Consider the following 13,063-nt stretch of genomic DNA (forward strand, 5'->3'; position numbering starts at 1 on the left):
CTACCAATCCATCACCACCTTGCCGGAACTGCCGCTGCGCATTGCATCGAAGCCGGCTTGGAAATCGTCGATGCCGATGCGGTGCGTGATAAGCCCGGAAACATCCAGCGGCCCCTGCACCAGCGCGATCATCTTGTACCAGGTCTCGAACATCTCGCGGCCATAGATGCCCTTGAGATGCAGCATCTTGAAGATGACCTTGTTCCAGTCGATCTCGAATCCGGTCGGGGCGATGCCCAGAATGGCGATCTTGCCGCCGTTGTTCATGGTGTCGATCATGTCGCGGAAGGCGGGGGCTGCGCCCGACATTTCGAGGCCGACATCAAAACCCTCGGTCATGCCGAGTGCCGGCATGACATCGCGCAGCTTTTCCTTGGACGCGTCGACGACATGCTGGACGCCGAGCTTTTTCGCCAGCGCCAGCCGCACCGGATTGATGTCGGTGATGACCACTTTTCGCGCGCCGACGCATTGGGCGACGAGCGCGCCCATGATGCCGATCGGCCCGGCGCCGGTGACCAGCACGTCCTCGCCGACCAGATCGAAGGAGAGTGCCGTGTGCACGGCATTGCCCAACGGATCGAAGATGGCGGCGATCTCGTCCGGCACATCATCGGGGATCGGCACGACGTTGTGCTGCGGGATAGCCAGATACTCACCGAAGGCGCCCGGACGATTGACGCCGACGCCGAGCGTGTTGCGGCACAGATGCCCTCGCCCGGCGCGACAGTTGCGGCAATGACCGCAGACGATGTGGCCCTCGCCCGACACGCGCTGGCCGACCTTGTATTCGGTGACCGCTGCGCCGAAATCGGCAACGGTGCCGACGAATTCATGGCCCGTCACCATCGGCACCGGCACCGTCTTCTGCGCCCACTGGTCCCAATTGTAGATGTGCACGTCGGTGCCGCAGATCGCCGTCTTCTTGATCTTGATCAGCACGTCGTTAGGGCCGATTTCCGGCACCGGCACCTCTTCCATCCAGATGCCTGGTTCGGCCTTGGCCTTCACCAGCGCTTTCATCATGTTCGACATGCTTTTGTCCCTTGAAGCTCTTGTTCCGGAATCGCTTTTCGATTCCGGCTTGTCAGGAAATCACCCCGAGTTCGCGCCCGACGGCGGCGAACGCTTCCACCGCGCGGTCGATATCGGCGCTGGAATGCGCCGCCGACATCTGCGTGCGGATGCGCGCCTGCCCCTTTGGCACCACCGGGAAGGAGAAGCCGATGACATAGATGCCGCGCTTCAGCATGCGCGCGGCCATCTCCTGCGCCAGGCTGGCATCGCCCAGCATCACCGGGATGATCGGATGATCCGCTCCGGCCAGCGTGAAGCCGAGCTTGCCCATTTGCGACCGGAACCGCGCAGCGTTGTCGTAGAGTTTGTCGCGCAGCCCATCGCCGTCCTTGATCAGCTCGAACACCTTGATCGAAGCGCCGGCGATCGCCGGCATCAGCGTGTTGGAAAAGAGATACGGCCGTGAGCGCTGGCGCAACCAGTCGACCACCTGGCTTTTGCCCGAGGTGTAACCACCGGAGGCCCCACCAAGTGCCTTGCCGAGCGTCCCGGTGATGATGTCGACCCTGCCCTCGACGCCGCAATGCTCGGCCGAGCCGCGGCCGTTCTGACCGACGAAGCCGACGGCATGGCTGTCGTCGACCATCACCATGGCGTCATACTTCTCGGCGAGGTCGCAGACACCCCTGAGATTGGCGATGATGCCATCCATCGAAAACACGCCGTCGGTGGCGATCAACCGGAAGCGGCAGTCCCGGGCTTCCTTCAGGCGCGCCTCGAGATCGGCCATGTCGTTGTTGGCGTAGCGGAAACGTTTGGCCTTCGACAGCCGCACACCATCGATGATCGAGGCATGATTCAAGGCATCCGAAATAATGGCGTCTTCCTCGCCCAGCAGCGTCTCGAACAGGCCGCCATTGGCATCGAAGCAGGAGCCGTAAAGGATGGTGTCTTCCATGCCGAGGAAGGAGGAAATCGTGGCTTCGAGTTGCTTGTGCTCTTCCTGCGTGCCGCAGATGAAGCGCACCGATGCCATGCCGTAGCCATAGCGGTCGAGCGCCTGCTTGGCAGCATTGCGCAAATCGGCGCTATCGGCGAGGCCGAGATAGTTGTTGGCACAGAAATTCAACACCTTGTCGCCGCCGACCTCGATCTCGGCCGACTGCGTCGAAGTGATCACCCGCTCCGACTTGTAGAGGCCTGCCGATTTGAGCCCCGCGAGCTCGCTGTCGATGTGGGAGAGGAATGCTGCGGTCATGACCTAGCCTCGTTTGATGTGGGCCGACTGTCGTCTCGTCCGCGCGAAAAATCCATCGCAAAAACGACCGGATCGGTGGCAAGCAGCACGATGCGGCCCCGATGTCGATCATCACGCGGCCGAGGAACGACGCCACGACAAAGGTTCTGGCCGATGACCGCTCAAATGCCGGTACGGTGCTAAACGAGCCGATAACCATTCCGCGATCTTTCCACGGCCGCCCCTTGCCGGACAGCCGTCGATTTCCGGTCCTGTTAACGTTTGCAGTTCAATGGTGCTCATACAAGAATCCCTAGGCAAGAATCCTTAGGCGAGAGGGCCGCCCCCGAAAATGTCGCAGCAGCCGGTGCAAACCGTTTCAGGCAAGCTCATACTGCTGATCAAGGCTGGCTATTGGCTGGCCCTGCTGATCATTGCGGCCATGGTGATCGCCTCCTTCATCCTGCTGCAGCAGATGATGGCCACCCAACAGCACAATCACACCTTGCTCGACATCGTCAGCACACAAAAGACGCTGTCGCAGCGCATCGTCTTCCTTGCCAGTGCAACGGGTGCCGGTTCACGCGACAAGCAACCGGCGCTGGTCAGCGCGCTCAAGCAGGCAACGGCGGAGTTCGAGACCAACTACGACCTGCTGCTCGATCAGACAGGAGCCGATCCGCAATCGCCGGCCAAGCTCGACCCGAAGTCGATCGAAAGCGTCCTCTTCGCCAAGCCCTTCCACCTCGACTATTTCTCCGTCGGGCTGATCGCCAATGGCGACCGCCTGATCTCGGCCTATGAATCGCAATTCAACGGCAATGGCGGCTACAAGGGCGGCGGCGAACGCGTCAATCTCGACGCCTCAGTCGCCAATGCGACCTTGTCGGGTTATGCCGCGCTCGGCCAGCGCATCACTGCCGACGCCGACGACCGCTCCGAGAAGCTGCTCGCTCTCCATCGCACGCTGTTCTACGCCACAATCGGCGTCATCATACTGGTGGCGCTCTTCATCTTCAGGCCGATGTCGAACGCCATCCTGCGCAAGACGCATGAACTGATCGACGCGCGCAATTCCATGGCCTTCATCGCGGTTCATGACGGCCTCACCGGCCTGCACAACCGCACGTTCCTGACCGATCATTTCGACACGCTGATCAAGGGCACGCACCGGCGTCGCGAACGCCTTGCCGTCGTCCAGCTCGATCTCGATCGGTTCAAGCAGATCAACGATACGCTCGGCCACGCCGCCGGCGACTATGTGCTGGTCGTCACGGCACAGCGCATGCGCGATTCCTGCCGGGCGTCGGATCTGTGCGTGCGCCTGGGCGGCGACGAGTTCGTCATGATCCTCGGCGGCGCCGGCGGCACCGAAGACATCAACATGCTGGCGCGGCGCATCTTGGCGCACATCAACGAGCCGATCGTCTTCCAGGGCACGACCATTCTCCCAGGCGCCAGCGCCGGCATCGCGGTCTATCCGATCGACGCCGACAATGCTGGGGATTTGCTGGTCCATGCCGACCTGGCGCTTTATTCCGCCAAGAAGCTTGGCGGTGGCAACTTCTCCTTCTTCTCCGAGGAACTGCGCCGCGAACTCGATTATCGCAAGCAGCTCGAGCACGACATCAAGGTCGCCATCGCGGAGCGGGCGTTCCAGGTCTATTTCCAGCCGCAGGTCTCGCTGACCAACGGCACGATCAGCGGCATAGAGGCGCTGGTGCGCTGGAACCATGCGGAGCGCGGCATGATCCCGCCCGGCGAATTCATCCCGGTCGCCGAGAAATGCGGCTTCATGCCCGAGATCGGCCGCATCGTCATCACCAAGGCGATCAACGAGGCGGCCGAATGGAATCGCGCCGGCATTGCCTTCGGACGGCTTGCCGTCAATGTTTCCGGCACCGAGCTGCGCGAGCACGATTTCGATGCGTTCTTGTTCGAGACGCTGGAAAAGGCTGGGCTGCCGCCGCAAAAACTGTCGCTGGAAATCGTCGAATCCGTCATCCTCGACGACGAAAAGACAGGCATCGCCGCCAAGCTGCGCCACATCAGGGCAGCCGGCGTCCATCTCGAACTCGATGATTTCGGCACCGGCTATGCTTCGCTCAGCCATGTCAACCCGAACGAGATCGACCGGCTGAAGATCGATCGCCGCTTCGTTCAGAACATCCATGAGAATGGCGACAACTCGAAGATCGTGCGCGCCATCACCGAGCTGGCGCGTGGCCTCGGCATCTCGATCGTCGCGGAGGGTGCCGAAACCGAGGCCGAGCTCGATTCGCTGATGGCGATCGGCTGTGACCAGGTGCAGGGCTACTCCATCGCCTTCCCGATGCCGCACGACAAGGCGCTGGAATGGCTGACCGCTCGCATGCCGAAGAAGGCCAAGCTGACGGTGCTGCAAGGAAGCCTGGCATAGGTACGGCCGGGCTGCCTTGACAACCGCGTGTGAAGATGGCCGCCTTGTCGTGATCGCAACAGGGATATCGGGGCTGATGACACCGTTTCGGTTTGCCCTTGCGGCACTGCTGATCTTTGCGGCCCCCGCCCAGGGCGCCGATCGCACCATCTATCTTACCTTCGACGATGGGCCGCTGAACGGCACAAGCAACATCCTCGACGTGCTGGAGGCCGAGCAGGTTCCTGCAACCCTATTCATGGTCGGCATGCACGCACAGGCGAGCGCTGCCAACAGAGCGCTCGTCCAGCGCGCCAAGCAGCTTCCTCTGGTGACGCTCGGCAACCACAGCTACAGCCATGCCTACAATCACTACCGGCATTTCTACGGCGACACCGAGGGTGTCGTCGCCGACATGGTACGGGCAAACGCGGTGCTCGGCTTGAAGCCCGTGGTGCATGCAAGGCTGCCGGGGCGCGACGTGTTCAGGCTGCCCTCCATGTCGAAGAACGACACTTCGCTTGGCCTCGCCCAGGAGGGGCATGAAGAGCCCGACTACGAATTTGTCGCGGCCTCAGGCTTCTATCTCTACGGCTGGGACCATGAATGGGTGCACAAGGACAACGGCGAGCCGGTGCAGAGCGTCGACCATCTGGTCAGCGAGATCGATCATCTGTTCGGCTATGGCCGCTTCGTCAAGCCCGGCAAGCTGATCCTGCTGATGCATGACGAGATGTTTCAGGACGGCTTCGACGGCAAGACGAAGCTGACCAATTTGATCGCCGCGCTGAAGCTGCGCCGTTACGCCTTTGGGGCAATCCAGGGCTACGACGACTGAACCGGTGAGGACGGCGAGTTCTTCAGCGGATGTGCATCGGTACCCGATGCTGTCGCATGGCCGGCAAGGCGTCAAAGCACCTCGATCGACTCCCCGCGCAGCTTGTGCCGACGCAATTTGATGTATGTGCGCAAATTAGGCGTCATCTGAAAGCCCACCAGCTTCGTCTCCTGGAGGGGAGCAGCCCACGCCATCGTCTCGTAGCGGGCGCCGTAACCTTCGATGGTGGCGGCAAGATTTTCGCGGCCCAGATTCCTGGCCAGAGTGGCGCAGGCAGCAACCCTCGAACGAATCGACTGGCCGTATTTGGGCGCAAACGCCAGTCCGCCGTCCGCCAGGTCATCGACCTCATGGGCAAGCGCCAGGAACAGAATGTCCTCGTCGCCGGTCGGCACACCTTTGTCCACAATGCGCTCGGGATCTCCCGTGTCGAATTTCAGTCCGACCACGCGAGCGACAAGACCCTCGACGCGAGGACCAATTTTTTGCTCCAGCCACTTGCGATGAGCATCGGTTCGCCTGCTGGATTTGCCGTCCGGATACTGGCCTCCGTCATAGGCGGCGTGAAACATAGCGGCGAGGACAAGATCGACGCTTTGGTCGAAATGCGCGACCGACGACGCAGCTCCCACCGCATGGCAGATGAAAGGCCGTCCCGTCTTGCGATAACGGCCGTTGAACATCGCGCAACACACACGATACGCCTTCTGCACCCTGGCGATATCGGCAAGCGGATATCCAGCCTCGTATAGCTGGATGTAAAGCGCCGTGTTGGTCTGGCGCGGAACGAACAGATCTTCTTTGGTCAACTTGTCCCCCCGAACGTTGTTAGGTTTTCCGGCGACTTCTCGCTCCCGAAGCCAGCGGCTTCGGTATTCTTGCACAGATTTTACAGAAGAGTTGAGCCTGACCTCTTCCCACCAGGATCAGCCGGACAATGGAACGTTACAAATGTGATGAGGGAAGTCCAGTCCAAGGAAATTCTTGGTCCGCAGGGTTCTATCCCCCGACATTGCCCCGCAACACAGCCAGCACCTGCGCGAACTCCGCCAGACGCTCGTCGGTCAATCCCACTCGCAGCCGCTTGTCGAAGACGAGCGCGGCCTTGCGCAGTGTCTCGAACATCGCTTCTCCGGCCTCGGTCAATTCGACCAGATGAACCCGGCGGTTGACGGGGTCGCGGCGGCGCATCAGCAGGCCCTGCGCCTCCATGGCGTTGAGATGATGGGTCAGCGTCGCGCCCTGGATACCGATCATGCCGGCAAGCTCGCGCTGGTTGGCAAGGTTGCTCGACTTGACCGATAGCAGCGTGAGCCAGATCGGCAATGTACCTCCAGCCTCGACCAGGGCAGCATCGAAGGCCTGGGCAACCAGCTTGGCGGTTCGTCCGAGATTCATGCCGACTGGCGGGCGGTCAAAGGGTGTCATTGCAGGACCCTAGACGGTGTCATGCACGGATGGAACTGGCACGACTTATATATTGACATCTAACCATTCGATATCTAATTATCTAGAGATGGCGGGCTAAAGAGGAAATCCGGTCATGCAATATGTCTACATCGTCGTTATCGGTCTTCATGTCATGGCAGGCGTATTCTGGGCGGGCACGACCATCGCGGTCGGCCGTGACCCGGACATCCGGGCGGAACGGTTCTTCCGGCCGCAAATGGGCGCTGCCGGCCTGGTTTTCCTGACCGGCATACTGCTCTGGTATTTCTTTCACGAGGGTGTTTTCGGCTCGATGGAGAAGGTGCTGGCGCTGGGCATCGTGACGGCCCTGATCGCCGCCGGCGTGCAAGGCGCGCTGGTAGGCTCAACCAGCAGGCAGCTTGCCGGTGCCGATGCGGCAACGGAAAGGCAGTTGCGCGCGAAGATGACAAGAGGCGAGCGCATTGCCGGGGGGCTGTTGGTGCTGACAGTGCTGTGCATGGCCACCGCCAGAATGTTTTGAACGCCGCCACGCGGCACACCCTCACAGAATCGTGCGTTGTCTGGCGACGAGCCAATGACGCGCGAGCGCGCGGCCAGACCGAAGTACATGGGCTCTCGTACGCAGGTCCGGCCGCGCGCCACCGATCCTGGCAACGCCCAATTTCAGATCCGCAAGCCGAACCTGATGCCGTCGTAGATGGCGGCATGGATGTTGCGCGAAGCGACCGCGTCGCCGATGCGGAACAGTACAAAGCCGCCTTCTGGATTGCGCTTGGGGAAGATGTCGCCACCGCTCACCAGCCGTTCGTAGTCGACCGCACCGCCGTTCTTCGACAGAGGCTTCAGCGAGAGATAGAGATCATCGAGCGGCAACGTACCGTGCTCGACCACCACCTGGTCGACCCTGCGCTCGCCGCGCCAGCCATCGGCGAAATCCGATGCCAGTTCGGCGACCAGTTGGTTGCCCTCGCGGCGCACCGAACGCAGCCGCGTGTTGATGGTGATGCTGACGCCCTTTTCCTGAAAGGCGCGCATGTACGGCACATGGTTCATGCCGCCCATTTCCGGGGCAAAGAAACGTTCGGGCGAGACAAGTTCGAGTTTCGAGCCGGCATTGGCGATCAGTTCGGCGGCGCCCATGCCCTGATGGCCGCCATTGTCGTCATAGAGCAGTACATTTTCGGCCGGCTTGACGCTGCCGGCCATGATGTCCCAGCTTGAGGTGACAAGATTGTCGCCGGCCGTCAGCGGCGGGTTCTGCGGCAGGCCGCCGGTGGCGACCACCACCACGTCGGGTGACAGCGCCAGAACATCGTCCTTCTCCGCCCAGGTGTCGTAGCGGATCTCGACGCCGAGCCGGGCGAGTTCAGCCAGCCGCCAGTCGATGATACCGATCAGCTCCTTGCGGCGCGGATTCTGCGTCGCCAGTCGAATTTGGCCGCCGGCCTGGCTCGATGCTTCAAGCACCGTCACCTTGTGGCCGCGCTCGGCTGCGACCCGCGCAACCTCCAGCCCGCCGGCGCCGGCTCCGATGACCACGATTTTCTGCTTCGGTCCTTCGGTCTTGACGATGATATGCGGGATTTCGGCCTCGCGGCCAGTCGCGGCATTGTGGACGCAAAGCGCTTCGCCGCCCTCATAAATGCGGTCGAGACAATAGGTGGCGCCCACGCACGGGCGGATCTCATGCTCGCGGCCCTCCATCACCTTTTTGATGATGTGCGGATCGGCGATATGGGCGCGGGTCATGCCGACCATGTCGAGCTTGCCGGTGGCAATGGCGTGGCGTGCGGTGGCCACGTCGGATATGCGCGCCGCGTGGAAGGTCGGGAATTTCGTCGCCGCCCTCACCTCTCCGGCGAAATCGAGATGCGGCGACGAGCGCATGCCGGCCACCGGTATGACCTTGGTCAGCGCCGCATCGCTTTCGATCGAGCCGCGGATGATGTTGAGGAAATCGACCTTGCCGGAATTGGCCAGCCGCCTGGCGATCTCGATGCCCTCCTGTTTGGACAGGCCTTTTTCGAAATCTTCGTCAGCGACCATGCGGATGCCGACGACGAATTTCTCGCCGACCGACGCACGCACGGCATCAAGCACCATGTTGGTGAAGCGCAGGCGGTTGTCGAGCGAGCCGCCGAATTCGTCGTCGCGATGGTTGGTGGCCGGCGACCAGAAGCCGTCCATCAGATGGCCGTAGGATTCGAACTCGATGCCGTCCAGGCCGGCGGCCTGACAGCGCTGGGCGGCCGAAGCATAGTCGGCGACGATGCGCTCGATGTCCCAGTCCTCGATGGTTTTCGGGAATGCGCGATGCGCCGGCTCACGCACCGGCGAGGCCGAGAGCACCGGCAGCCAGTCGGCCTTGTTCCAGCCGGTACGGCGGCCGAGATGGGTGATCTGGATCATCACCTTGCAGTCGTGCTCGTGGCAGGCATCGGCGAGCTCGGCCAGCCACGGCACGATCCTGTCGTCATAGACATGCAGATTGCCGAAAGCGGCCGGGCTGTCGCGCGAGACGATCGCCGAGCCGGCGGTCATGGTCAGCGCCATACCGCCCTTGGCCTTCTCGGCATGGTAGAGCCGGTATCGCTGTTTCGGCATGCCGTCCTCGGAATAGGCCGGCTCATGGCTGGTCGACATGACCCGGTTCTTCAGCGTCAGATGTTTGAGCTGGTAGGGCTGGAGAAGCGGATCGTTGGAGGTCATCGTCTTCCTGCGGTTTCAAATTGTGCTAATGAGCGGCAAAATTCGTTTTCAAGCATGTCGTCCCGCACGCACTCCGGGCGCATGCGACAAGGATTGGGCCCATGATCGATACCAAAACTCTCACCCAGCTCGGTGCGCACGTCGAGACGCCACAAAGCCCCGAAGCAGCGGTTCTGGAGACCGTACCGTTTTCGCGCGGCGACGGGCCGCCGGCGATCGTGCGCTTCACCTGCCCGGAATTCACCTCGCTGTGCCCGGTCACCGGCCAACCGGACTTCGCCCATATCGTCATCGACTACGCACCCGATGCGGCTCTGGTGGAATCGAAGTCGCTCAAGCTGTTCATGACCTCGTTTCGCAACCATGGCGCCTTCCATGAAGACTGCACCGTCATGATCGGCCGCCGCATCGTGGCGGCAACCAAGCCGCTGTGGTTGCGCATAGGCGGCTATTGGTATCCACGCGGCGGCATTCCGATCGATGTGTTCTGGCAAACCGGCGCTCCGCCGGAAGGCGCCTGGCTCCCCGACACCGGGGTGGCGCCCTATCGCGGGCGGGGTTGAGCTCGCCCATCATTCGCACTGATATTGGCTGAGTGCCCATTCGCCGGTCACCGACAACAGGTCCGTGATCTTCCAGTCGCCATCGACCTTCTTGAATTTCCATTCCAGCCGGTGCGGGTTGCCCGATATGACGAAGGCGACGATGACCTTGGCCTGGTCACCGTTGATCGCCTCGAGCGTCTTCAGGCTCTTGTCTATCTCGGCCTTGTCGTAATCGGCATTGTCGAGCGCCATGTTGGGGTCGAGGCACTCGCCCTGCCCGGATTTGCGCAAGGCGTCGCTCTTGTCGAGCACGGTTTTGGCTGGATCGATGAAATGGCTTCGCTCGGCCGGATCGATCTCCAGCCCGACCTGATCGTAAAACGGCCGCACAACGGCGGTCGGCGAGCCCGGCTGGATCGGTGCGGCGGGCGCGGCTTCGGCCGGCGACCATCCAACCGGCGGCGTGGCCGGTTCTGCCGCTCCGCCCGGCGCATTTGCGGGCGGTGCAGCGCTGTCGCTCGGCTGGGTGTCGGCCGGGGCGTTTGCCGGCGGCGCACCCAACAAGCCTTGCGCGGCGGCGCCGCTCAGAGCCGCCAGCAGGCACACACCCGACAGTGCCACGAACCGGCGGTGGGCCATCGCTTCACTCCGGCGTCTGGCCGGCCATGCATTCCAGCGCGCTGAGCGTCCAGTCGCTGGTTTTGGAAGCGATGTCCGATATCTTCCACTTGCCGTCGATCTTCTTGAGCGACCAGAGCATTTCACGTTTGGAATCATCGCCTTCCGGAAACAGGCTGAAGGATGCCGTGACCTGTGCGTTGTCGCCATCCTGCTTCTCAGACAGTTTCAGCGTTTTCGAGACGGTTTTCTGATCGAAATCCTGAGCGTCGAGACCAGGATCGAAATCGATGCAGGCGACCTGGTCCGGGTTCTTTTTCGTTGCCTGGTCGTTCAGGTCGAACAGTTTCGTCACCGGTTCGGTGAACCGGTCCCGATATTGTTCGTCGGCCTCGAACTTGACCGCCGGGGCATAGAAGAACTTCACCGCGTCGGACGCCGGTCCGGCGACGGCTCCGGCCGGCAGGGCTATCGAAAGGGCGGCAACGATCACTGTCAGTCGCATGCAGAATCTCCGGCTTTTGACGGCTTGAGCCTATCAACACCACGTATCCTGCATATCGGCTTTTTTGCGGCTCATGAAGTCCTGCAGCACCTTGTTTTAGCCGTCCAGCCAGACGTTCTGAAGGTCCATCTCGAATGTCTGGTGGACACCATAGTTCTTCACCTTCTTGCTCATGTGGCTGTAGAGCTTCTGCCAGAAGGGCTGAATAATGACGCCCGAATCCTGCAGGATCTGCTCGACATCCTTCATGACCTCGCGTCGTTTCTCCACGTCGATGAGCGAAAGCGCCTGCTTGAGCTTGGCATCAAAATCGGGGTTGGAATATGCCGATTCATTCCAGGCCTCGCCGGTGCGATAGCCGAGCGCCAGCACCTGCACGCCAAGCGGGCGCATGTACCAGATCGTCATCGAATAGGGATATTTCGTCCAGTCGTTCCAGAAGGTCGAACCCGGCAGCACCGTGCGCTTCACCTTGATCCCGGCATCGCGCAACTGGCCGGCAATGGCGTCGCCGGTATTCTTCTGCCAATCGTCCTCGATGGTGATCAGCTCATGCTCGAAGTCGGCCTGTCCGGCTTCCGCCATCAGCTTCTTGGCGCCGGCGGCGTCGCGTGTCTTCTTGGGCAGCGCATAGTATTCCGGATGGATCGGGGCGACGTGGTGGTTTTCACCAGGGGTGCCTCGCCCGGCATAACCGAGTTCGAGGACCGCATTGTTGTCGACGGCCATTTGCAGGGCGTTGCGCACCCGCTTGTCGTCGTAGGGCTTGTGGGTGATGTTGGTGCGGGCAACCAGCGTCGTCGCCGTCGCCACCTCCGATTTCACCAGATCCATCTTGTCGAGAATGTCGATGAAGTCGGCGGGCGACTCGAAATTGAGGTCGATCTCACCGGATTCGAACGCGTTCACGGTGGCGTTGAAATCGGTGCCGTAGTCGACGAACTCGACGCTGTCGAGCGGCGCCTCACCACCCCACCATTTGCCATTCTCACGACGCTTGACGACCGCCTTCTGGCCGACATCGTAGGAGACCAGTTCGAACGGTCCCGTGCCGATCGGCTTCTTGATCGGATCGGCACCGTCGGCATCGAAGCTGCGATGGACGACGAGCGCCGGATAGTCGGTGAAATTCGGGATCAGCGAAATGTCTGGTTCGCTTAACTTCAGCTTGACCGTATTGTCGTCGACCTTGGTGATCGCGCCATCCCTGGCCTTGCCGGTCTTTGCGTCGATCAGCGCGCCGACCCGGGCGGCCATGGAATTGCCGGCGACATTCTTCTCGCACCAGCGGGTCAGATTGTGAGCGACGTCATCGGCGTTGAAGGCATCGCCATTGTTCCACGTGATGCCCTTGCGCACATGCAGCACGTATTCGGTGGCGTCGTCGTTGATATCCCAGCTTTCGAGCAGGACCGGCTCGAAGGTGAATTGCCTGGTATAGCGGACAAGCGGCTCCAGCCAGCAGCGCGAAATGTTCGCCAGTTCCACCCAGTCGTAAGTGCGCGGATCCTTCTGTCCCTTCACCGACATCGAGACGCGCAGCGTTCCGCCTTTCTTCGGCTCTTCGGCCAAGGCCCGATCCGGCACGGCAAGGCCGATCATGCCATAGGCAAGAGCCGTCGATGCGCCGAAGGCGCTTGCCAGCGCCAGGAACTCGCGCCGGTCGACACGACCCGCGCGTGCTTCGACCGCCATTGCCTCGATAGCGCTCGGCACGCGATCGCCACTGCTTCTGAAGAATGCCATTTTTTCCTCCCGTCTGGTT

Annotated in this window: 12 protein-coding genes; 4 read left to right on the forward strand and 8 right to left on the reverse strand. The window is 61.7% G+C overall.

All coding sequences use genetic code 11. The features are described 5' to 3' along the window. Positions 1 to 1,035 (reverse strand): L-threonine 3-dehydrogenase, encoded by a 1,035-nt coding sequence (gene tdh / locus LB519_RS14010; RefSeq protein WP_013532321.1) that lies wholly within the window; start codon positions 1,033 to 1,035, stop codon positions 1 to 3. 52 nt (positions 1,036 to 1,087) lie between these two features. Next, positions 1,088 to 2,275, reverse strand: a complete 1,188-nt coding sequence (locus LB519_RS14015) for a glycine C-acetyltransferase (RefSeq protein ID WP_063167735.1) — start codon at positions 2,273 to 2,275, stop codon at positions 1,088 to 1,090. A gap of 331 nt (positions 2,276 to 2,606) precedes the next feature. Here LB519_RS14015 and LB519_RS14020 point away from each other — a divergent pair, with 331 nt between their 5' ends. Further along, on the forward strand, positions 2,607 to 4,673 hold the full coding sequence (locus LB519_RS14020) for a putative bifunctional diguanylate cyclase/phosphodiesterase (RefSeq protein WP_063167734.1): 2,067 nt from the start codon (positions 2,607 to 2,609) through the stop codon (positions 4,671 to 4,673). Between the two features lie 76 nt (positions 4,674 to 4,749). Beyond that, entirely contained in the window at positions 4,750 to 5,490 is a 741-nt protein-coding gene (locus tag LB519_RS14025; protein WP_081714379.1) for a polysaccharide deacetylase family protein, read from the forward strand. 71 nt (positions 5,491 to 5,561) lie between these two features. Here the strand turns inward: LB519_RS14025 and LB519_RS14030 are convergent, their stop codons facing one another. After that, a complete protein-coding gene (locus tag LB519_RS14030) occupies positions 5,562 to 6,374 on the reverse strand; it encodes a DUF6817 domain-containing protein (protein WP_224620272.1) in 813 nt (270 codons plus the stop codon). A gap of 115 nt (positions 6,375 to 6,489) precedes the next feature. After that, positions 6,490 to 6,918, reverse strand: coding sequence for a MarR family winged helix-turn-helix transcriptional regulator (locus tag LB519_RS14035; protein ID WP_013532326.1), 429 nt, complete (start codon positions 6,916 to 6,918; stop codon positions 6,490 to 6,492). 115 nt (positions 6,919 to 7,033) lie between these two features. On the opposite strand from LB519_RS14035, the gene LB519_RS14040 reads away from it, so the two are divergent. Continuing rightward, positions 7,034 to 7,441, forward strand: a complete 408-nt coding sequence (locus tag LB519_RS14040; RefSeq protein ID WP_063167732.1) for a hypothetical protein — start codon at positions 7,034 to 7,036, stop codon at positions 7,439 to 7,441. A gap of 143 nt (positions 7,442 to 7,584) precedes the next feature. On the opposite strand, the gene LB519_RS14045 is transcribed toward LB519_RS14040, so the two are convergent. Then, a complete protein-coding gene (locus LB519_RS14045) occupies positions 7,585 to 9,630 on the reverse strand; it encodes an NADH:flavin oxidoreductase (RefSeq protein ID WP_063167731.1) in 2,046 nt (681 codons plus the stop codon). 101 nt (positions 9,631 to 9,731) lie between these two features. Here LB519_RS14045 and queF point away from each other — a divergent pair, with 101 nt between their 5' ends. After that, a complete protein-coding gene (gene queF, locus LB519_RS14050) occupies positions 9,732 to 10,193 on the forward strand; it encodes a preQ(1) synthase (protein ID WP_010915503.1) in 462 nt (153 codons plus the stop codon). Between the two features lie 9 nt (positions 10,194 to 10,202). Here the strand turns inward: queF and LB519_RS14055 are convergent, their stop codons facing one another. The 3 genes from LB519_RS14055 to LB519_RS14065 form a co-directional block, all read right to left on the reverse strand. Next, complete coding sequence (locus LB519_RS14055) at positions 10,203 to 10,814, reverse strand: hypothetical protein (protein WP_013532329.1); 612 nt, start codon at positions 10,812 to 10,814, stop codon at positions 10,203 to 10,205. Positions 10,815 to 10,818: 4 nt separating this feature from the next. Continuing rightward, on the reverse strand, positions 10,819 to 11,298 hold the full coding sequence (locus LB519_RS14060) for a DUF3828 domain-containing protein (RefSeq protein WP_027163240.1): 480 nt from the start codon (positions 11,296 to 11,298) through the stop codon (positions 10,819 to 10,821). A gap of 96 nt (positions 11,299 to 11,394) precedes the next feature. Then, the gene (locus tag LB519_RS14065) at positions 11,395 to 13,044 is read right to left on the reverse strand and encodes an ABC transporter substrate-binding protein (RefSeq protein ID WP_027163239.1); all 1,650 of its coding nucleotides are present in this window, start codon (positions 13,042 to 13,044) and stop codon (positions 11,395 to 11,397) included. Between the last annotated feature and the right edge of the window lie 19 nt (positions 13,045 to 13,063).

Origin of the sequence: Mesorhizobium sp. AD1-1, assembly GCF_020164655.1 — a bacterium.
GTDB classification, from domain to species: domain Bacteria; phylum Pseudomonadota; class Alphaproteobacteria; order Rhizobiales; family Rhizobiaceae; genus Mesorhizobium; species Mesorhizobium ciceri.